Genomic DNA, 19,986 nt, shown 5'->3' on the forward strand with positions numbered 1-19,986 from the left:
CTTTTAAGTATGAGGTTGGTCGCAACCGTTGCATCCGCGCGGCCGGATCCGCGCAAAGCCCCGTTTTACAAGGGCTTGAGCGCTGCCGACGGGTTCATCCTGAGGTCGTGCAAAACACCTGACTATCGATAAAAACTCATTGAAGCCATGACGCCGACGCATGCCTCGTTGCGAGGCATGCGCTGACCTTTTTCGGGCGTTCAGAGCGCCCGGATCACGTGTTTGATTTCCTGAAACGCGGCCAGCCCCCACGGCCCCAATTCGCGGCCGATGCTGCTCTGCTTGTAACCGCCCCACGCCGTTTGCGGGAAGATCACTTGCGGCGCGTTGAGCCACACCAGCCCGGCCTGCAGGGCATTCGCGAGACGTTCAGCGGTCTCGGCGTTACGCGTCACCACACTGGCGACGAGGCCGAACTGACTGTCGTTGGCCAGGGCGATCGCTTCGGCTTCGCTGCTGAAACGGCGCACGCACAGCACCGGGCCAAAAATCTCTTCGCACCACAGCGCACTGTCGAGGGGCACGTCGGTGAACACCGTCGGCTGCAAAAAATAGCCGCGCGGCAAATCCGCCGGACGATTGCCGCCGCACACCAACTTCGCGCCAGCGCTCAGACCACGATCGATGTGCCCGAGCACACGCTGGTATTGCGCCTGATTGACCAGTGCGCCCATCTCCACGTCAGGGTCGAACGGATCAGCCACGCGGATCGCCTGCGCACGCTTTTGCAACCGCACGAGGAATTCGTCCGCCAGTTCCTCGGCCACCAGCACACGGCTGGTGGCCGAGCACATTTGTCCGGCGTTGAAGAAACCGCCACCGCAGGCCAGCTCTACCGCCAGTTCCAGATCGGCATCTTCGAGCACCAGCAGCGAAGATTTTCCGCCCAACTCCAGACTCACGCCCTTCACCGTTTCGGCGGCGCGCTGCATGACCTGGACACCGACGGCGTTGCTGCCGGTGAAAGAAATCTTGGCGACACGCGGATCCGCCGACAGCGGCGCGCCTACCGCCAGACCGGTGCCGCAGACGACGTTGAACACACCGTTGGGCAGACCGGCTTCGGCGATGATTGCCGCCAGTTCCAGCTCCGGCAGCGGCGTGACTTCCGACGGTTTCAACACCACGCAGCAACCGGCGGCGAGGGCCGGCGCGAGTTTCCACGCGGTGGTGACCATGGGGAAATTCCACGGCACGATCAGCCCGACCACACCGCACGGCTCGCGGCGCAGGCGTGCGTTGAAATCATCGCTGGGCAGCGGCACGTTGCTGTCTTGTCTGGCGTCGAGGCCGTCGGCGAGTTCGGCGTAGTACTCGAATGTGGCGATCACATCGTCGACGTCGATGGCCGCTTCGAACTGCGGTTTGCCGTTGTTGCTCGACTGCAGTTTCATCAAGTGCTCGCGACCGTTGCGCACACCGTTGGCGATGTTGCGCAGGATCGCGCCGCGCTCGGCACCGCTGGTTTGCGACCAGTCCTTGAACGCTGCTGTGGCCGCGGCAACGGCCTGATCGACCGCGTGCTCGTCACCGCCATTGACCGTGGTCAGCAGCGCTTCGGTGGCCGGGTTGATCACCCGCAGGTGTTCGCGGCCGGCCGACCATTGGCCGTTGATGTAGAGGCCGTCGAGTGTGGTGGGGAAACTGATCATTGGGCCACCGCCTGCATCCACTGGTTCTGGTCGATTTCGATCACGCTCGGGCCTTGGCGATCGGTGGCGGCACGCAGCGCACTGCGCAGTTGTTCCACCGAGCTGATCGCTTCGGCGGCGCAGCCGAGGGCCTTGGCCACGCCAATGAAGTCCGGGGTGTAGATGTCGACGCCGACCGGCTCGATGGCGCGGTTGACCATGTATTTCTTGATCTCTTCGTAGCCCTGGTTATTCCACAGCAGGACGATCACCGGCGTGCGCGCTTCGACGGCGCTGGCCAGTTCCGGCAGGGTGAATTGCAGGCCGCCGTCGCCGATCAGGCACACCACCGGTGGCCGTGCGCCTTTGTCGAGTTGACCACCGAGCCATGCGCCAATCGCTGCCGGCAACGCATAGCCGAGGGTGCCGTAACCGGTCGACGAGTTGAACCAGCGACGCGGACGCTCCGGGTTGAACGTGAGGTTGCCGGTGTACACCGGTTGCGTGGAGTCGCCGACGAACACCGCATCGGGCAATTCGTGCAGCACGGTTTCGAGGAAACGGGTTTGCGCCAGCGTCGGTGCATCCCAGGTCGCCGCCAGATCATCACGCAGACGCGCGGCGCGCACCTGGCCCCAATCGTTGCGGCGCTCGGCCAGCGGCTTGTGCGACAAGGCGCTGAGCAGCGCTTGAGCGGCGTTGCGCGAATCGGCAACCAGGGCGACGTGTGGCGGATAGTGACGCACGGTCTGATCGGCGTCGATGTCGATGCGCAGCAGTTTGCCGGGAATCTCGAAGCCGCCAGCGAAGGTCACGTCGTAATCGGTTTCCGCCAGTTCGGTGCCGATCGCCAGCACCACATCGGCATCAGCGACCAATGCACGGGTGGCGACCAGACTTTGCGTCGAACCGATCAACAGCGGATGCGTCGACGGCAGCAGGCCTTTGGCGTTGATGGTCAGCGCCACCGGAGCATCAAGCAGTTCCGCCAGTTCGGTGAGTTCGGCAGCGGCATCGATCGCACCGCCACCGGCGAGAATCAAGGGCCGTTGAGCGCCGGCCAGCAGTTCGCTCATGCGGCTGACGGCGGCGGGTGCGGCACCGGCGCGGTCGATGTGGACCGGGACGCTGGCGAGCAGCTCATCGGCGTCTTCGATCAATACGTCCAGCGGAATTTCGATGTGCACCGGGCGCGGACGACCGGCCTGGAACAAGGCGAATGCGCGAGCGAGCACGCCAGGCAATTCCGACGCCGACATCAGGGTGTGGGAGAACGCCGCAACGCCAGCGACCAATGCGCTCTGGTTCGGCAACTCGTGCAACTTGCCGCGACCACCGCCCAACTGGTTGCGGCTCTGCACGCTGGAGATCACCAGCATCGGGATCGAGTCGGCGTAAGCCTGGCCCATGGCGGTGGTGATGTTGGTCATGCCCGGGCCGGTGATGATGAAGCACACCCCCGGTTTGCCGCTGGTGCGTGCATAACCGTCGGCCATGAAACCGGCGCCCTGCTCATGCCGTGGGGTGACGTGGTTGATGCTCGAACGGGCCAGCCCGCGATACAGCTCCACGGTGTGCACGCCGGGAATGCCGAACACCTGCTCGACCCCATAACCTTCGAGTAACTTGACCAGTACTTCGCCACACGTCGCCATGTCATTGCCCTTCTTGTTCGTTTGAGACACAAGGCCTTTTGCAGGCCATGGAATGGGCTCATTGAACGGTCGGCAGGTAGCGGCAACAATCGATTAAAAGTCATACTAGCCATGTCCTCACGTCATACCTTGGATCCCCATGAAACGACTGCCTCCCCTGCCCGCGCTGCATACGTTTCTGATCACCGCGCAGTGCTGCAACTTCACCCGCGCCGCCGAGCAGTTGCACATCACCCAAGGCGCGGTGAGCCGGCAGATCGCCGGGCTGGAGGATCATCTGGGGTATGAATTGTTCATCCGCCTGGCCCGTGGTCTGGAGCTGACGGCCGAAGGGCGTGAGTGGTTGCCGCGAGTGGAGAAGGTCTTCGGCCTGATCAGCGAGGCGACCGAGCAGATCGGCCTCAAGCGCGAAACCCTGCAACTCAAGGCACCCAGTTGCGTGATGCGCTGGCTGGTGCCGCGTCTGCTGCAATGGCAAAAGGAGCGCCCGGATGTGCCGGTCAAACTGACCACCACTCTGGCCCATGGCGTGGATTTTCAGCGCGAGCAGTTCGATGCGGCGGTGATCTATGGAACGCCACCGGACAACTCCTCGACTGCGCTGCATCTGTTCGATGAACAACTGACCCCGGTCTGCTCACCGGCCCTGTTGAAAGGCCCACCGGCACTGTCTGACCCGGCGGATCTGCAACAGCATCTGTTGTTGCATCCGACCCGCGATATCCACGACTGGACGGTGTGGCTGACGGCAGCCGAGCTGCAATTGAACAATGTGAACATGGGCCAGCATTTCGAGACGCTGGATCAGGCGATGTCGATGGCGTCTCACGGGACGGGGGTGGCGATTGGTGATTGGTCGTTGATCGGCGATGACCTGCGCGCGGGGCGGCTGGTGATGCCGTTTGCGTTGAAGGTGAAGACGGGGCTGGCGTATTACGTGGTTTTGCCTGCGGGAACCGAGCCTTCGTCGCAGTTGGAAGAACTGATGATCTGGCTGGTGGAGCAGGCGCATTTGCGGTGAGGCTTTTTTCCCTCACCCTAACCCTCCCGAAACGTCGGACCGCCCAGAGGGAGAGGGGACTGACCGGGGGATATTGAAGAGGTTCAGCGACCTGAACGATTGGCTTTGAATCCATAATCGACTGGATTTTTCAGGTCGATGTACAGCGCCAGACACCTCGGTCGGCTCCCTCTCCCTCGGGAGAGGGCTGGGGTGAGGGTAAAGCTGTATATCAATACCCGACAGTAAACCGCTGACGAGAATGCTTCGGCGTTTCCACTTCGTCGATCAGCGCAATCGCGTAATCAGCAAAAGTAATCCAGCTACGCCCCTCGGCACTCACCAGCAAGTGATCCTCGCCGACACGGAAACTCCCCGTGCGCTTACCTTCAACGAATTCCGCCGACGGCGACAGAAAGGTCCAGTCCAGATCCTGCTCCTGACGCAACGCCTCGAGAAACGCCGCACCGGCACTGGCTTCAGCTTTGTACTCCGCCGGGAAACCCGCACTGTCGATCACTCGCGTATCGTCCGGCAGCAACAGCGAACCGGCACCGCCCACCACCAGCAAACGCTTGACGCCCGCCTGCTTCACCGGCCCGACAATCGCCGCCGCCGGGACGGTGGCGAAATGCGCAGCGGTGATCACCACATCGTGACCGGCCACCGCGTCTTGCAACGCTGTGGCATCCAGCACATCGACATTCTTGCTGACCACACCGGCACGGGCGCCGATCTTCGAGGTGTCGCGGGCGATAGCGGTAACGCTATGGCCGCGACGCAGGGCTTCTTCCAGCAGTTGGCTACCGGCGCGGCCGGTGGCACCAATGATTGCGATCTTGCTCATGACATTCTCCAGTTGGCTTGAGAGTGCTGCGTTTTTCAGAATCGGCTTACCACTGCATTTCGCCCTTGGCGACTTTCGCGCTCAGCTCCAGCGAACTTTCTTCGCCCAGTTTTGGGTAACGCTTTTTCATCGCGGCGATCAGTGCGGTGGAGTCTTTGGCCTTGGCGGTTTCCGCGTCGAAAGCTTTAATGTAGTCGGCGGTGAATTTCACGCTGGCCAGCGAACGGCTGCTGTCACCCAAGTAGTGACCCGGCACCACGGTGTTCGGTTTCAGGGTTTCAATCGAGTGCAACGTTTCCAGCCAGTCGGCATGGGATTGCGCGGTCTGGGTGTCGGCCATCCAGACGTGAATGTTCTCGGCGACGACCACGCCACCGACCACGGCTTTGAGCGACGGGATCCACACGAAACTGCGATCCGGCTGTTTGCCGTCAAGGCCGACCACCTGCAATTTCTGCCCTTCGAGCACCAGGCTGTCGCCCTTGAGTACGCCCGGCACGATGGTTTTCACCGGAACGTCAGCGCCCATTTTCGGGCCCCAGAAAGCCAGTTTGCCGGCGACGGTTTTGTTGATGTGATCAACGGTCGGTTGCGAAGCCAGCACCTTGGCGTCAGGGAAGGCCTGGGTCAGGGTATCGAGGCCGAAGTAGTAATCCGGGTCACCATGGCTGATGTAGATAGTGGTCAGATGTTTGCCGCTGGCGCGGATCTTTTCCACGACGTGTTCAGCCTGAGACTTGCCGAATTGCGCATCGACGAGGATCGCGTCTTTCTCGCCGCTGACCAGCACCGAGGTCACCGGGAAAATCGCGTTTGTCCCCGGGTTGTAGACATCGAGGGTCAGGTTGGCTGCCGTTGCATGCGCGGCAAAACCCAGGGATGCGGTGGCGAGCAAAACGCGTTTGAGTGTGGTGAAGCCGATCATCTGTTGCTCCGGTGTCCGAATGCCGTGTTTGGCGATGGGACAGAGCTTAGTTGCCTGACTCGGTACAAAAAATGCGATGCTTGAACATAGTTTGTTTCTGAAAGCGGGCAAATCATGGATCGTCTCCAAGCAATGCGGGTGTTTGTCACCGTGGTGGATCTGGGCAGTCAGTCGGCAGCGGCCGATCATCTGGACCTTTCGCGGCCGGTGGTTTCACGTTATTTGGCGGAGCTGGAAGATTGGGTTGGCGCCCGCCTGATGCACCGCACCACGCGCAAATTGAGCCTGACCGCCGCCGGCAGTGAAATCCTGCCGCGTTGCCGACAGATGATCGAACTGTCGACGGACATGCAGGCCGCCGTCAGCGAACCCCACGACGCCCCGCGCGGGCTGCTGCGGATCAGCGTCAGCACCTCGTTCGGCCAGGCGCAACTGGCCGATGCAATGGCCGCTTACGTCAAACGTTATCCCGGTGTCAGCATCGACATGCAAATGCTCGATCGCACGGTGAACCTGGTGGATGAGCGTATTGATCTGGCGATTCGCACCAGCAACGATCTCGACCCCAACCTGATCGCCCGGCGCCTGACCGTTTGTCGTTCGGTGGTGTGTGCCGCGCCGGCTTATCTAAAGGAGCATCCGGCGCCGTTACGGGTCGACGAGTTGAGTCGACACAACTGCCTGACGCACTCGTATTTCGGCAAAAGCCTGTGGCATTTCGAGGAGGATGGCGAACCGGTTTCGGTGCCGGTGCAGGGCAACATCAGCGCCAACGAGGCCAGCACATTATTGCGCGCAACACTGGCCGGCGCGGGGGTGGCGATGCTGCCGACGTATCAGGCCGGGGTGCATATCCACAGCGGCGAACTGGTCCGCCTGCTGCCCCATGCCGAGCCGCGACAGATGAGCATCTATGCGGTGTACGCCTCGCGCAAACACATGCCGGCGGCGCTGCGCAGCATGCTGGATTTTCTGGTGCTCAGATTTCCCGAAAACCCCGAGTGGGATACTGGATTCTAAAAATCAAAAGATCGCAGCCTTCGGCAGCTCCTACACCGATCCATGTAGGAGCTGCCGAAGGCTGCGATCTTTTGATCTTGTTCTATGCTGAAAGTAATACCGCAGGGTATGTCGTTCAGAGGTCAACGCCATGAACATCAAAACAAGAAGGTACTTCGCGATTTTCATTACCTGCGCCGCCACCCTGGCGCTGTACGGCACCGCGGCCTGGCGGGTCGAACAGCTGCGACAGCTGCCGCGCGAGTATGCGAGCTGCAACTTTGAGCGGTGCATTCCGCACAATGCGACGCTGAATGCATTGCGCTGATTTAGCTGCCTGGAATGTAATCCTGTGGGAGCGAGCCTGCTCGCTCCCACAAAGGTTTGTGGTGTCAGTGATTACTGCTCGGCCTTGAGGCTGTCGCGGAAAGCCTTTGGTGATATCCCCACCCGGCGCCGGAACAGGCGCGTGAAGTTGGTCGGATCGGAAAACCCCAACAACTCCGACATCTCATAAATCGTCATGCTGGTGTACGTCAGCAAGCGCTTGGCTTCCAGTAACTGGCGTTCATGCATGATCTGCAACGCCGGCTGCCCCGCCAGCTCACGGCAGGTGCCGTTGAGGTGCGACACCGAAATTCCTAGGCGATGGGCCAGGTCCTCGACCTTCACGTGCTGACGATAAGTCTCCTCGACCAATTGAATGAAACCATTGAGGTATTCGCGCTGACGCTGCGGCCGCTGGCTGGCTTTGTGCCGCACGATCGCCTGACGACTGACCCAGACCATGATCACGCTGACCAGCGAATGCATGAGCATTTCCCGCGCCGGTTGATGGCCGTTGTACTCGGCTTGCAACGCCGAAAACAGGCTGTTGAGGTAATCACCGTCCGTGCCGGCCGGGTAGTGTTCCGCCTGGGCCAAGGCATGCACCGCCTCACCCAACTGCGCCTGCAGGTGAGTGATCAGTGGTGTGGCAAGGGTAACGATGAACCCTTCAACGTCTTCGGAAAAACGAAAGCCGTGCACCGATAACGGTGGCAGCACCTGAATGGCCGGGGTTTGGAGTTGCGTGCGCTGCCCTTCGATCTCAAGCTCTGCCTGACCTTTGAAGACGAAGAGTAACTGGCACAAATCAGCATGGCGATGGGGTTTGATTTCCCATTCATGTTCGCGACTGCGGGAGGAAATGGTTTCACAGTGCAGCAAGTCAGGGGTCGGCCAGTCCAGGCTTTCACCGTAGAGCTTGAACACTGGAATCGAAGGCAGCTCAGGCTTGTTCATCACTTCAATCCAGGCCTCGGGGTTGTGGGCGATAATCGCACCGATTGGCAGAATGTACAGGTATCGGCTCAGTTTTCACCTTCAATTGACAGACCCGCAAGGGAAAAATGCAAGCACTCGATCCATAAAAATCATTCACCGGTCTTCGCCGCGTGAAGCTTGCGAGTCATAAAAACAATGAAAACGCTGAAAACCCAAGTCGCCATCATCGGCGCCGGTCCGTCCGGATTGCTCCTCGGCCAGTTATTGCACAACGCTGGCATCGATACCCTTATCCTCGAACGTCAGACACCCGATTATGTCCTCGGCCGCATCCGCGCCGGTGTGCTTGAACAAGGCATGGTAGAGCTGTTGCGTCAGGCTGGCGTGAGTCAGCGCATGGACGCCGAAGGGTTGGTGCATGGCGGTTTCGATCTGGCCCTGGACGGGCGTCAGGTGCACATTGATCTGCACGCGTTGACCGGCGGCAAGACCGTCATGATCTACGGCCAGACCGAAGTCACCCGCGACCTGATGGCCGCTCGTCGGGAGGCTGGGGCCCAGACGATTTATCAGGCAAGCCATGTCGTTCCTCACGGCATGAAAAGCGACGAGGCATTTGTCACCTTTGAAAAGGACGGCGAAATCTTTCGCGTCGATTGCGATTACATCGCCGGTTGCGACGGTTTCCACGGTGTGGCTCGACAGGCGATTCCGGCCGATTGTCTGAAAGTGTTCGAGCGGGTTTATCCGTTTGGCTGGCTCGGGATTCTGGCCGACACCCCGCCGGTGCATGACGAGTTGGTCTACGCCCGCCATGAACGCGGCTTTGCCCTGTGCAGCATGCGTTCGGCCACCCGCACCCGCTATTACTTGCAAGTCCCGGCGGATGAAAACGTCGATGACTGGAGCGACCAGCGCTTTTGGGATGAGTTGAAAAATCGCCTGCCGGTAGAGCTTGCCGAGAAACTGGTCACCGGCCCGTCGATTGAAAAAAGCATCGCGCCGCTGCGCAGTTTCGTCGTCGAGCCCATGCAATACGGACGGATGTTTCTGGTCGGCGACGCCGCGCATATCGTCCCGCCGACCGGCGCCAAGGGTTTGAACCTGGCAGCCAGTGACGTCAGCACGCTGTTCAATATTCTGCTGAAGGTTTACCGCGACGGACGCACCGAGCTGCTGGAGAAGTACTCGGAAATCTGTCTGCGCCGAGTGTGGAAGGCCGAGCGCTTCTCCTGGTGGATGACATCGATGCTGCACCGCTTCGACGATCATGATGACTTCAGCCAGCGCATCAGCGCCTCGGAACTCGACTACTTTGTCAGTTCAGAAGCGGGGCGAAAAACCATTGCAGAAAATTACGTCGGACTTCCGTACGAGGCTATCGAATAGCTTCCTATCGACTTACACTGGCGAGCATCCCCGCTCGCCTGACGATCTGCGGGACTCTCACTGCCCGCAGGTTTTGCCCGTGACCAATCTCAATCACCCCGAAACGCCCAAACCGGCCATTCGCAGCGTGCTGGTTGCGCTGATGATGGCGATCTTTCTCGGCGCGCTCGACCAGACCATCGTCGCCGTGTCGATGCCGGCCATCTCTGCGCAGTTCAAGGACGTCAGCCTGCTGGCCTGGGTGATTTCCGGGTACATGGTGGCGATGACCGTGGCGGTGCCGATCTACGGCAAGCTCGGCGACTTGTACGGGCGGCGCAAACTGATGCTGTTCGGCATGGGCCTGTTCACCCTGGCCTCGCTGTTTTGCGGCATGGCGCAGAGCATGGAACAACTGGTGCTGGCGCGGATCCTTCAGGGCATCGGCGCCGGCGGGATGATTTCGGTGAGCCAGGCGATCATCGGCGACATCGTGCCGCCGCGTGAGCGCGGGCGCTATCAGGGTTACTTCAGCAGCATGTACGCGGTGGCCAGTGTCGCAGGTCCCGTTTTGGGCGGTTATATGACCGAGTACCTGTCCTGGCGCTGGGTGTTTCTGATCAATCTGCCGCTGGGCCTCGGTGCCTATTGGGTGGCGCGGCGCAACTTGCGCGGGCTGCCGATTCCGCAGCGCAAACCGATCATCGATTACCTTGGCACCTTGCTGATGATCATCGGCCTGACCGCCCTGCTGCTGGGCATCACCCAGGTCGGTCAGGGTCATTTATGGCGAAGCGCTGAAGTGCTTGGCTTGTTCGCTTGTGCGGTGGTGGTGCTGGCAGTGTTTGTCTGGCACGAACGCCGCGCGCGGGAGCCGTTGCTGCCGATGCACCTGTTCGCCAATCGCAACGCCCTGCTGTGCTGGTGCACGATTTTCTTCACCAGTTTCCAGGCGATCTCGCTGATCGTGCTGATGCCGCTGCGCTTTCAAAGCGTCACCGGCGCCGGGGCCGACAGCGCCGCTTTGCACTTGTTGCCATTGGCGATGGGGTTGCCGATTGGTGCATTTTTCGCCGGCCGGCGCACATCGATCACCGGGCGTTACAAGCCGCAGATTCTAACCGGCGCTCTGCTGATGCCCATCGCGATTCTCGGCATGGCGTTCAGCCCGCCCGAGGCGACACTGGTCAGTGGTCTGTTCATGTTGCTCTGCGGTATTTCCAGCGGCATGCAGTTCCCGACTTCGCTGGTCGGTACACAAAATTCGGTGGAGCAACGCGACATCGGTGTGGCCACCAGTACCACCAACCTGTTTCGTTCCCTCGGCGGCGCGGTGGGTGTGGCGTTGATGTCGGCGCTGTTGTTGGCGTTGTTGCAGGATTCCAGTTTCGCCCATCTGGCGAGCAGCTCACTGATGAGCGAGGGCCATTCGGGCAATGTCCTGCTCGATGGTTTGAACGCCGCACCGGGGGATGCGCAGAACGCCTTGCGTGCGGAATTGCTGGTGACGTTTCGGCATTTGCTGTGGGTAAGTGCGGCGGTGTCGTTGCTCGGGTTGGCGGCAGCGATTGCGATGCCGAACAACCTGCTGCGCGGACGCGAGCATGGCGCCAAATAACCGCAACACCACCACCCCCTGTGGGAGCGAGCCTGCTCGCGAAAGCGGTGTGTTGATCGTTCCCACGCTCTGCGTGGGAATGCCTCAACGGACGCTCTGCGTTCGGCTTTGGATGGGACGCAGAGCGTCCCGGGCTGCATTCCCACGCGGAGCGTGGGAACGATCATCCTTCAAGGGCTGTAGTAACCCACGGCGACGAGGAAATGCCCGGCCTTCTTCAGGTAGGCATGCTTGTCCTCGACCTTGCCGGTCACCGGGTTTTTCCAGCGATATTCGTACTCACCTTCATCCTGCTTGCCGATCAGCGCCAGAATCGGCTCGCCCACCGGTTTGCCTTCGGGATCCTTGACCTTGCCGAAGTCGGTGTTGATCAAGCGCAGATTCGTACCGTGGGCAACGTAACGCTGGGTGTTCAGATCGACCACGAACACGTACAGGTCATCCTGCAAATAACCACCCTTGAGCGAGTTGATTGCTGTCAACGTGCCTTTCTCGTCTTTTCCCAAATCAGTCGCCGCTTTGTCGAGCAATGCCTTGGCCTGCTCCGCCGAGGCTCGCGGCAAGTAATAACCGACCGCCAGAATTCGCTGGCCGATGCGTTGATAAAACACATGCTTGCGCTCGACCTTGCCGTCGGACCAGTTCTGCCAACGATACTCTGCCTGCTGGATGCCATTGCCTTCCGGCACTTTCAACGCGTCCTTGAAGGTTTTCTGCAAATCCGGGCCGAGCACTTCACTGACGTCACGGCCGATCAAAGCCGAGGAAGGCCCGCCACTGGCGAGCATCACGCCCTTGGTGTCGACCACAAATACATAGCGATCCTTGTCGACGAACTCGCCCTGACGGCTGAACGCGGCAAACGCCTTGTCGCCATTGTCGTGGTAATAGGCCAGGGCTTTTTCCAGCAAAGCGATGGCGGCCTGACTGTCATCCTTGGCGGCAGTAGCGGCGCTGGCCTGGCCAAAACCGGCCAGTAACATCACGCCGAACCAGGCCACTTTATGCAAAAACCCCATAGCGCATCCCTCGTTCTTGTTGGTGTTTCAAGAGCGTAGACGGCTTGGGGTGATGTATGGATATTCAGAGGGTTTCTGAACGTGTCGCGAAGCCGCTGGTGAAGAAAACCTCACCAGCGTTGTTAAGGCCTTACGGGCGGGCGTTGATCTGTTGCTGCAAATTCTGGATCTGCGCCTGCAGCGTATTGATATTGCGGGTCATCTGCCCACGGAAGGCGTCGAACTCGGCGGTATTGCCGCCACCCTGCGCGGCTGCCGGGCGGTTGTCCTGTTCGCTTTTGAGCACGACGATTTCCTGTTCGAGGCGATCGATCGCCGCGCTCGGGTTGCCCTGCTTCTTCAATGCAGCGATATCGGCACCGAGGCTTTTGAACTGAGCGTCAAAGGCCTTCAACTGCGTGTCGACCTTGCTGGTGTCAGCCGGTGTGCTTTTCACCGTCGCCAGTTCTGCACTCAAGGCTTTGACCTGCGCTTGCAACTGGGTATTGGCGTTCTGTTGTTCGGTGGTCTGCGCGGTCATCTGCGCCAGGCGCTTGTCCAGATCACTGGCCTGCCCCGCTACGCCTTGCTGCTGTTTGCTCTGGTCGAGCAGTTTGCCTTCGAGCTGTTTGATCTGCAGCTTCAGCGCTTCGCTGTCGCTGGTAACGTTGGACTGACTGGCGACGACCTTGCCGGAAATGTCCTGCAGGCGTCCGGCCGCTTCTTCGCTGATCCGCGCGAAGCTTTCCTGGGTCGCGACCAGTTGCTGCTCCATCAGCGAGATCTGCTGAAAACTCCACCAGGCGAGGCCGACGAAGGCAAAGAACAGTGCGCCGACCAAGGCCCACAACGGCCCGGTACTGGCCGTCTTGACCTTGACCACGGGCGGCGTGCGCGAGTGTACGGAGGTGCGGGCGGTGGTCGGAATGTCATCGTCGTCGAAGGTGTCGGCACGCAGGCTCGGGACATCATCGAAATCGTCGTGGGCATCATTACGCATGGACATTGAGGCAACCTTTGGGAAACGCGGTGATGGCTAAATGCTGCGAAGTATAACCGCCGCAGCCGCAGGGATTGACCCCCAAGCGGCTACACGGTTCAGTGCCGCCCGGCCGAATCGTTTCAACGGATGTCCTGAGCTTTCCACCACGCGCAGAACTCATCCAGCGCCGACCACAGGCTGACTTTCGGATCGTAGTCCAGATAATGCCGGGCGCGGCTGATGTCGAGGGTGAAACTTTTTTTCATCACCTGCATGCCCAGACGCGACAGGGTTGGCTCCGGACGTCCGGGCCAGAGCTTGCACGCCCCTTCGTTGAGCGCCGCGACGCTATAGGCCAGACCATACGAACGGTACTTGGTGACCTGCGGCACTTCCATCTTGCGCATCACGTAATTGACCACATCCCACAACGGCACCGGCGTGCCATTGCTGATGTTGTAGGCCTTGCCCAGCGCAGAACCGGCGGCCAGCAAACTACTGAGCAGCGCTTCATTGAGGTTCTGCACGCTGGTGAAATCGACTTTGTTCAGGCCATTGCCGATGATCGCCAGGCGGCTCTTGCGCTGCATATTAAGCAGGCGCGGGAAGATGCTCATGTCGCCGGCGCCGGTAACGAAGCGCGGGCGCAGGGCGATGGTTTCCAGGCCGAATTCCTGGGCACCGAAAACCTTTTGCTCGGCCAGATACTTGGTCGCGGCGTAGTGATGTTTGAAGCGCTTGGGCACTTGCTCTTCGGTCAGATTGAAGTGATCGCGGCCATCGAAATAAATCGACGGCGACGACAGATGCACCAAACGCCGGACGCGCTGCTTCAGGCAGGCTTCGACGACGTTTTCGGTGACCTGCACGTTGCCTTGGTGGAAGTCCTGATAGCGGCCCCACAGCCCGACGGTGCCGGCGCAATGCACCACGGCTTCAACGTCGGAACACAACTCACGTACGAGATCGGGATCGGTCAGATCGCCGGGGACAAAATCGGCACCCCGGCGCACCAGATGCTCGACGCTTTCGGCCCGGCGACCGTTGACCCGCACGTCCAGGCCCTGCTCCAAAGCGAAACGCGCGAAGCGTCCGCCAATGAAGCCGCTTGCGCCGGTGACCAGAATTCTCATGCAAAACTCCAACAAAAAAGCAGCCTCAAGCGTCAAGCTTCCAGCTGCAAGTTTAAAACGGTGCGCAGCGCTTGACTTGCCGCTTGCAGCTTGACGCTTATGGCTGTTTTAAAGGCACCAGCCATTGCGCCGATGAGCGCACCAATTGCTCGGTCAACAAGCCCAGCAGTTGACCGCCATTGCGCCAATGATGCCAGTACAACGGCACGTCGATCGGTTTATCTGGCAACAGTTCGCGCAACTCACCGCGTTGCAACTGATCGCGCACTTGCAGTTCCGGCACCAGCCCCCAGCCCAATCCCACTTCGGTCAGGCGAATAAAGCCCTCCGAGGACGGGCACAAATGGTGCTCGAAACCGCCATCAACGCCCAGCGAGGCGAGGTAGCGATGCTGGAGAAAATCATCCGGGCCGAACACCAACGCTGGCGTGCGCGGTAATTGTTCGGCACGTACGCCGTCGGGGAAATGCCGCTCGATGAACGCCGGGCTGGCCAGCGCGCGATAACGCATCGCGCCGAGCAACACACTGCGCGCACCGGCCACCGGTCGTTCGCTGGCGCAAAGGCACGCGGCGACTTCACCGGCGCGCATGCGTTTGAGGCCCACGGTCTGGTCTTCGACGATCAGGTCGAGCAACAAATGTTGTTCGGCACAAAAATCGCCAACCGCTTCGGCCCACCAGGTGGCGAGGCTGTCGGCATTCAATGCAATGCGCAGGCGTTCCGGCAGGCCCTCTTCGTCCAGCGCGGGCACCAGCGTCTGCAAGTCGCGCTCCAGCAACCGGACTTGCTGCACATGGTTGAGCAGGCGCCGGCCAATCTCGGTCGGCGATGGCGGCGTGCCGCGAATCAGCACCGGTTGGCCGACCCGCGCTTCGAGCAGTTTGATCCGCTGCGAAATCGCCGATTGCGACAAGCCGAGCACCTGCGCGGCCCGTTCGAAACCAGCTTGCTCGACCACAGCGGCCAGAGCGGACAGCAATTTATAGTCGAACATCAGTTTTCCTAATGAGCGATCAGCACTATTGGTTTTTCTTATACAGGTTTCGACCGGAGAATAGCCAGCAAGCACTCTTTATCAAGGAACCCACGCATGGCTGGCGAGACCTCACTTTCGACTTTATTGCGCAGCATGAGCCCGCAACTCAACGCCGGCGAATACGTGTTCTGCACCCTGCGCAACGGTGCACTGCCAAGCGGTCTGGAGATTGTCGGCAGCTTCCGTGAACAGGAAGGCCTGACGGTGATTCTCGAACGCTCCCACGCCGAACAGGCCGGTTTCAGCTTCGACTATGTCGCCGCGTGGATCACCCTCAACGTGCATTCGGCGCTGCAAGCGGTGGGCCTCACCGCCGCGTTTGCCGCGGCATTGGGCAATGCCGGGATCAGTTGCAACGTGATTGCCGGCTATTACCACGACCATTTGTTCGTCGGTCAGGCCGACGCCGAACGCGCCATGCAAGTGCTGCGCGACCTCGCAGCCAACGCGGAGTAATTTTTATGTGGCAAAGCTATGTGAACGGCTTGCTGGTGGCGTTCGGGCTGATCATGGCGATCGGCACGCAGAATGCGTTTGTGTTGGCGCAGAGTCTGCGCCGTGAACATCACCTGCCGGTGGCGGCGCTGTGCGTGGTCTGCGATGCGCTGCTGGTCGCCGCCGGCGTGTTCGGGCTGGCGACGATTCTGGCGCAGAACCCGACGCTGCTGGCGATTGCCCGTTGGGGCGGCGCGACGTTTCTGATCTGGTACGGCAGCCAGGCGCTGCGTCGGGCCTGTTCGAAACAAAGCATGGATCAAGGCGAAAACCAGACCGCGCGTTCCCTGCGCGCGGTGATGCTCAGTGCTTTGGCGGTCACGCTGCTGAACCCCCACGTTTATCTGGATACGGTGTTGTTGATCGGCTCTCTTGGCGCGCAACAATCGGTGCCGGGGGCTTACGTGGTCGGTGCTGCGAGTGCTTCGCTGTTATGGTTTTTCACGCTTGCGCTAGGCGCGGCATGGCTGGCGCCATGGTTGGCCCGGCCGAGTACCTGGCGGATTCTTGATCTAGTGGTAGCGCTAATGATGTTTACCGTGGCTGGGCAATTAATTTTCGCCAGCTGATTTATTCCAAAAGGCTCTGGAACCTCTATTCCACACAGTTGTTGCGTGGTTATGCCGCAACCCCGGTGCTATGATCGAAACCCTGCGCCGCAAAGAGTAAAAACTCGCCGGTGCATTTCTGGCCGCCCGTGATCGGCCTTGCGCTCACCGCAACAGACCTGATTAGGAGAATCATCATGGCTTTCGAATTGCCGCCGCTGCCTTACGCACACGATGCCCTGCAGCCGCACATTTCCAAGGAAACCCTGGAATACCACCACGACAAGCACCACAACACCTATGTCGTGAACCTGAACAACCTGGTGCCAGGCACCGAGTTCGAAGGCAAGACCCTGGAAGAAATCGTCAAGACTTCCTCGGGCGGTATCTTCAACAACGCCGCTCAGGTCTGGAACCACACTTTCTACTGGAACTGCCTGGCGCCAAACGCCGGCGGTCAACCAACCGGCGCGCTGGCTGAAGCCATCAACGCTGCTTTCGGTTCGTTCGACAAGTTCAAGGAAGAATTCAGCAAAACCTCGATCGGCACCTTCGGTTCCGGCTGGGGCTGGCTGGTGAAAAAGGCTGACGGTTCCCTGGCCCTGGCCAGCACCATCGGCGCCGGCAACCCGCTGACCAGCGGCGACACCCCGCTGCTGACCTGCGACGTCTGGGAACACGCTTACTACATCGACTACCGCAACGTTCGTCCTAAATATGTCGAAGCGTTCTGGAACCTGGTCAACTGGAAGTTCGTTGCCGAGCAGTTCGAAGGTAAAACCTTCACCGCTTAAGCTGCGCGCCAGTCAAAAAACCCGGCTTTTGCCGGGTTTTTTTATGCCCGGATAAACCCCGTACGATGATCGTTCCCACGCTCCGCGTGGGAATGCAGCCCGTGACGCTCCGCGTCACTGGACGCAGAGCGTCCCTGGAGGCGTTCCCACGCGGAGCGTGGGAACGATCAAACAGAAAATGCAGCCTCAGGCCGCTTGCCGCCGTGCCACAGCGGGCTAACATCAAATCAGGCGAAAAATTGTGCCGAACCGCTCAAGTTGCGGGCCGAAACTACCGACATAGTACAAATAGGGCTAATACTCCAGACAGCCGCATTTCGGCCAAGGCCACGGGCAAATCATCTCGGGCCTGATTGTCCCTTTGACTGCCAACACGGGATTGCCAATACTCATGGCAACTTGACGCTACCCGCACGGAACAAGGAATAACCCTTTGAAGCTGGAACTCAAGAACAGCTTGTCGGTGAAGTTGCTCCGGGTCGTGCTCCTGTCGGCATTGATCGTCGGCGTAGTCTTGAGCTGCGCGCAGATTGTTTTCGATGCTTACAAAACCCGTCAGGCCGTTGCTGGCGACGCCGAACGCATCCTCGACATGTTCCGTGATCCCTCGACCCAGGCCGTTTACAGTCTGGACCGGGAAATGGGCATGCAGGTGATCGAAGGGCTGTTCCAGGACGATGCCGTGCGTCAGGCCTCCATCGGCCATCCCAACGAAGCCATGCTCGCGCAGAAGTCCCGCGAGTTACAGCATTCCAACAGCCGCTGGCTGACGGACCTGATCCTCGGCCAGGAGCGCACGTTTACCACGCAACTGGTGGGGCGTGGCCCGTACAGCGAGTATTACGGCGACCTGAGCATCACCCTCGACACCGCCACCTATGGCGAGGGCTTTATCGTCAGTTCGGTGATCATCTTCATTTCCGGGGTTCTGCGCGCATTGGCCATGGGCCTGGTGCTGTATCTGGTCTATCACTGGCTGCTGACCAAACCGCTGTCGCGGATCATCGAGCACCTCACCGAGATCAACCCGGATCGTCCGAGCGAACACAAGATTCCGCAGCTCAAGGGCCACGAGAAAAACGAACTGGGCATCTGGATCAACACCGCCAACCAGTTGCTCGAATCGATCGAACGCAACACCCATCTGCGCCACGAAGCCGAAAACAGTCTGCTGCGCATGGCCCAGTACGACTTCCTCACCGGCCTGCCCAATCGCCAGCAATTGCAGCAGCAACTGGACAAGATTCTGGTCGACGCCGGCAAACTGCAACGCCGGGTCGCGGTGTTGTGCGTCGGGCTGGATGATTTCAAAGGCATCAACGAACAATTCAGCTACCAGACTGGCGACCAATTGTTGCTGGCCCTCGCCGATCGCCTGCGCGCCCACAGCGGCCGCCTCGGCGCCCTCGCCCGTTTGGGTGGCGATCAGTTCGCACTGGTCCAGGCTGACATCGAACAGCCTTATGAAGCGGCGGAACTGGCGCAAAGCATTCTCGATGATCTGGAAGCGGCATTCGCCCTCGATCATCAGGAAATCCGCCTGCGCGCGACCATCGGTATCACCCTGTTCCCGGAGGACGGCGACAGCACCGAGAAGCTGTTGCAGAAGGCCGAGCAGACCATGACCCTGGCCAAGACCCGCTCGCGCAACCGTTATCAGTTCTATATCGCCAGCGTCGACAGCGAGATGCGTCGTCGTCGCGAACTGGAAAAAGACCTGCGCGATGCCTTGCTGCGCGATCAGTTCTACCTGGTTTATCAGCCGCAAATCAGCTATCGCGATCACCGTGTGGTCGGCGTCGAAGCGCTGATCCGCTGGCAGCATCCGGAACACGGTCTGGTGCCGCCAGACCTGTTCATTCCGCTGGCCGAGCAAAACGGCACGATCATCGCCATCGGCGAATGGGTGCTCGATCAGGCCTGCAAACAATTGCGCGAATGGCACGATATGGGTTTCGCCGACCTGCGTATGGCAGTGAATCTATCGACCGTGCAACTGCACCATGCCGAGTTGCCGCGCGTGGTGAATAACCTGCTGCAAATGTACCGTCTGCCACCGCGCAGTCTGGAACTGGAAGTCACCGAAACCGGCCTGATGGAAGACATCAGCACCGCCGCGCAGCACTTGCTCAGCCTGCGCCGCTCCGGCGCTTTGATCGCCATCGATGACTTCGGCACCGGGTATTCATCGCTGAGCTATCTGAAAAGCCTGCCGCTGGACAAGATCAAGATCGACAAGAGCTTCGTCCAGGATCTGCTCGATGACGACGACGATGCGACCATCGTTCGCGCGATCATTCAACTGGGTAAAAGCCTCGGCATGCAGGTGATTGCCGAGGGCGTGGAAACCGCCGAACAGGAAAGCTACATCATTTCCGAAGGCTGCCACGAAGGTCAGGGTTACCACTACAGCAAACCGCTGCCGGCCCGGGAACTGGGCGCCTATCTCAAACAGGCACAACGCACTAACGCGGCCATTTTATAAAAGCAAAAGATCGCAGCCTGCGGCAGCTCCTACAGGGAACGCATTCCAAATGTAGGAGCTGCCGCAGGTTGCGATCTTTTGATCTGCGTAAATAAGAAATATTTCCAGCCACAACCCTTTACACATAATGCGAAAGATTTGCATTATGTCGCAGTTTTGCGCACCCCCGCGCCAGTCCAATCAACTACCGAAGCAGGATGTTC

At 60.0% G+C, this 19,986-nt stretch carries 18 protein-coding genes; 9 read left to right on the forward strand and 9 right to left on the reverse strand.

Features of this window, described 5'->3' with window-relative positions:
- Window positions 1–200: 200 nt before the first annotated feature.
- Together ACWR1S_RS06845 and ACWR1S_RS06850 are read right to left on the reverse strand one after the other, a co-directional pair.
- The gene (locus ACWR1S_RS06845; RefSeq protein ID WP_454562921.1) at window positions 201–1,652 is read right to left on the reverse strand and encodes an aldehyde dehydrogenase family protein; all 1,452 of its coding nucleotides are present in this window, start codon (window positions 1,650–1,652) and stop codon (window positions 201–203) included.
- On the reverse strand, window positions 1,649–3,286 hold the full coding sequence (locus ACWR1S_RS06850) for a 5-guanidino-2-oxopentanoate decarboxylase (protein ID WP_454562953.1): 1,638 nt from the start codon (window positions 3,284–3,286) through the stop codon (window positions 1,649–1,651). The genes ACWR1S_RS06845 and ACWR1S_RS06850 overlap by 4 nt, the downstream gene beginning before the upstream one ends.
- Before the next feature lie 139 nt (window positions 3,287–3,425).
- Between ACWR1S_RS06850 and ACWR1S_RS06855 the strand changes: the two genes are divergently transcribed.
- Window positions 3,426–4,307 (forward strand): LysR substrate-binding domain-containing protein, encoded by an 882-nt coding sequence (locus ACWR1S_RS06855; RefSeq protein ID WP_454562922.1) that lies wholly within the window; start codon window positions 3,426–3,428, stop codon window positions 4,305–4,307.
- 211 nt (window positions 4,308–4,518) lie between these two features.
- On the opposite strand, the gene ACWR1S_RS06860 is transcribed toward ACWR1S_RS06855, so the two are convergent.
- Both ACWR1S_RS06860 and ACWR1S_RS06865 read right to left on the reverse strand, forming a co-directional pair.
- Window positions 4,519–5,133 (reverse strand): NAD(P)-dependent oxidoreductase, encoded by a 615-nt coding sequence (locus tag ACWR1S_RS06860; RefSeq protein ID WP_454562923.1) that lies wholly within the window; start codon window positions 5,131–5,133, stop codon window positions 4,519–4,521.
- A 46-nt stretch (window positions 5,134–5,179) separates the two neighbouring features.
- On the reverse strand, window positions 5,180–6,058 hold the full coding sequence (locus tag ACWR1S_RS06865; protein ID WP_454562924.1) for an MBL fold metallo-hydrolase: 879 nt from the start codon (window positions 6,056–6,058) through the stop codon (window positions 5,180–5,182).
- 114 nt (window positions 6,059–6,172) lie between these two features.
- Between ACWR1S_RS06865 and ACWR1S_RS06870 the strand changes: the two genes are divergently transcribed.
- Together ACWR1S_RS06870 and ACWR1S_RS06875 are read left to right on the forward strand one after the other, a co-directional pair.
- Window positions 6,173–7,078 (forward strand): LysR family transcriptional regulator, encoded by a 906-nt coding sequence (locus ACWR1S_RS06870; protein ID WP_454562925.1) that lies wholly within the window; start codon window positions 6,173–6,175, stop codon window positions 7,076–7,078.
- Between the two features lie 130 nt (window positions 7,079–7,208).
- Window positions 7,209–7,385 carry a hypothetical protein gene (locus ACWR1S_RS06875; RefSeq protein WP_008085463.1) on the forward strand — a complete coding sequence of 59 codons (177 nt, stop codon included), beginning with the start codon at window positions 7,209–7,211 and terminating at the stop codon, window positions 7,383–7,385.
- A gap of 71 nt (window positions 7,386–7,456) precedes the next feature.
- On the opposite strand, the gene ACWR1S_RS06880 is transcribed toward ACWR1S_RS06875, so the two are convergent.
- Complete coding sequence (locus ACWR1S_RS06880) at window positions 7,457–8,341, reverse strand: helix-turn-helix domain-containing protein (protein ID WP_454562926.1); 885 nt, start codon at window positions 8,339–8,341, stop codon at window positions 7,457–7,459.
- 186 nt (window positions 8,342–8,527) lie between these two features.
- Between ACWR1S_RS06880 and pobA the strand changes: the two genes are divergently transcribed.
- Together pobA and ACWR1S_RS06890 are read left to right on the forward strand one after the other, a co-directional pair.
- Window positions 8,528–9,712 carry a 4-hydroxybenzoate 3-monooxygenase gene (gene pobA, locus ACWR1S_RS06885; protein ID WP_454562954.1) on the forward strand — a complete coding sequence of 395 codons (1,185 nt, stop codon included), beginning with the start codon at window positions 8,528–8,530 and terminating at the stop codon, window positions 9,710–9,712.
- Between the two features lie 79 nt (window positions 9,713–9,791).
- Window positions 9,792–11,309 carry an MDR family MFS transporter gene (locus tag ACWR1S_RS06890; RefSeq protein WP_454562927.1) on the forward strand — a complete coding sequence of 506 codons (1,518 nt, stop codon included), beginning with the start codon at window positions 9,792–9,794 and terminating at the stop codon, window positions 11,307–11,309.
- A 170-nt stretch (window positions 11,310–11,479) separates the two neighbouring features.
- Here the strand turns inward: ACWR1S_RS06890 and ACWR1S_RS06895 are convergent, their stop codons facing one another.
- From ACWR1S_RS06895 to ACWR1S_RS06910, 4 genes are all read right to left on the reverse strand, one after another.
- Window positions 11,480–12,328: a cache domain-containing protein gene (locus ACWR1S_RS06895; protein ID WP_454562928.1), complete on the reverse strand. Its 849-nt coding sequence runs from the start codon at window positions 12,326–12,328 to the stop codon at window positions 11,480–11,482.
- Between the two features lie 130 nt (window positions 12,329–12,458).
- The gene (locus tag ACWR1S_RS06900; protein ID WP_454562929.1) at window positions 12,459–13,313 is read right to left on the reverse strand and encodes an ATPase; all 855 of its coding nucleotides are present in this window, start codon (window positions 13,311–13,313) and stop codon (window positions 12,459–12,461) included.
- A gap of 116 nt (window positions 13,314–13,429) precedes the next feature.
- Window positions 13,430–14,422, reverse strand: coding sequence for an NAD-dependent epimerase/dehydratase family protein (locus tag ACWR1S_RS06905; RefSeq protein WP_454562930.1), 993 nt, complete (start codon window positions 14,420–14,422; stop codon window positions 13,430–13,432).
- A 97-nt stretch (window positions 14,423–14,519) separates the two neighbouring features.
- A complete protein-coding gene (locus ACWR1S_RS06910) occupies window positions 14,520–15,419 on the reverse strand; it encodes a LysR family transcriptional regulator ArgP (RefSeq protein WP_454562931.1) in 900 nt (299 codons plus the stop codon).
- 96 nt (window positions 15,420–15,515) lie between these two features.
- Between ACWR1S_RS06910 and ACWR1S_RS06915 the strand changes: the two genes are divergently transcribed.
- The 4 genes from ACWR1S_RS06915 to ACWR1S_RS06930 all read left to right on the forward strand — a co-directional run bounded on the left by ACWR1S_RS06915 (window position 15,516) and on the right by ACWR1S_RS06930 (window position 19,783).
- On the forward strand, window positions 15,516–15,917 hold the full coding sequence (locus tag ACWR1S_RS06915) for an ACT domain-containing protein (RefSeq protein WP_454562932.1): 402 nt from the start codon (window positions 15,516–15,518) through the stop codon (window positions 15,915–15,917).
- Between the two features lie 5 nt (window positions 15,918–15,922).
- Window positions 15,923–16,525, forward strand: a complete 603-nt coding sequence (locus ACWR1S_RS06920) for a LysE/ArgO family amino acid transporter (protein ID WP_454562933.1) — start codon at window positions 15,923–15,925, stop codon at window positions 16,523–16,525.
- Window positions 16,526–16,701: 176 nt separating this feature from the next.
- A complete protein-coding gene (locus ACWR1S_RS06925; protein WP_007918933.1) occupies window positions 16,702–17,298 on the forward strand; it encodes a superoxide dismutase in 597 nt (198 codons plus the stop codon).
- A gap of 433 nt (window positions 17,299–17,731) precedes the next feature.
- Window positions 17,732–19,783 (forward strand): putative bifunctional diguanylate cyclase/phosphodiesterase, encoded by a 2,052-nt coding sequence (locus tag ACWR1S_RS06930; protein WP_137219158.1) that lies wholly within the window; start codon window positions 17,732–17,734, stop codon window positions 19,781–19,783.
- Window positions 19,784–19,986: the final 203 nt, after the last annotated feature.

Source organism: Pseudomonas sp. AIG, from assembly GCF_977020205.1.

Coding starts and splice junctions, on each gene's coding strand:
- ACWR1S_RS06865 (WP_454562924.1), bottom strand. CDS start 6,058: ATGATCGGCTTCACCACACTCAAACGCGTTTTGCTCGCCACCGCATCC.
- ACWR1S_RS06860 (WP_454562923.1), bottom strand. CDS start 5,133: ATGAGCAAGATCGCAATCATTGGTGCCACCGGCCGCGCCGGTAGCCAA.
- ACWR1S_RS06910 (WP_454562931.1), bottom strand. CDS start 15,419: ATGTTCGACTATAAATTGCTGTCCGCTCTGGCCGCTGTGGTCGAGCAA.
- ACWR1S_RS06845 (WP_454562921.1), bottom strand. CDS start 1,652: ATGATCAGTTTCCCCACCACACTCGACGGCCTCTACATCAACGGCCAA.
- ACWR1S_RS06915 (WP_454562932.1), top strand. CDS start 15,516: ATGGCTGGCGAGACCTCACTTTCGACTTTATTGCGCAGCATGAGCCCG.
- ACWR1S_RS06920 (WP_454562933.1), top strand. CDS start 15,923: ATGTGGCAAAGCTATGTGAACGGCTTGCTGGTGGCGTTCGGGCTGATC.
- ACWR1S_RS06905 (WP_454562930.1), bottom strand. CDS start 14,422: ATGAGAATTCTGGTCACCGGCGCAAGCGGCTTCATTGGCGGACGCTTC.
- ACWR1S_RS06880 (WP_454562926.1), bottom strand. CDS start 8,341: ATGAACAAGCCTGAGCTGCCTTCGATTCCAGTGTTCAAGCTCTACGGT.
- ACWR1S_RS06850 (WP_454562953.1), bottom strand. CDS start 3,286: ATGGCGACGTGTGGCGAAGTACTGGTCAAGTTACTCGAAGGTTATGGG.
- ACWR1S_RS06895 (WP_454562928.1), bottom strand. CDS start 12,328: ATGGGGTTTTTGCATAAAGTGGCCTGGTTCGGCGTGATGTTACTGGCC.
- ACWR1S_RS06875 (WP_008085463.1), top strand. CDS start 7,209: ATGAACATCAAAACAAGAAGGTACTTCGCGATTTTCATTACCTGCGCC.
- ACWR1S_RS06870 (WP_454562925.1), top strand. CDS start 6,173: ATGGATCGTCTCCAAGCAATGCGGGTGTTTGTCACCGTGGTGGATCTG.
- ACWR1S_RS06855 (WP_454562922.1), top strand. CDS start 3,426: ATGAAACGACTGCCTCCCCTGCCCGCGCTGCATACGTTTCTGATCACC.
- ACWR1S_RS06900 (WP_454562929.1), bottom strand. CDS start 13,313: ATGTCCATGCGTAATGATGCCCACGACGATTTCGATGATGTCCCGAGC.
- ACWR1S_RS06925 (WP_007918933.1), top strand. CDS start 16,702: ATGGCTTTCGAATTGCCGCCGCTGCCTTACGCACACGATGCCCTGCAG.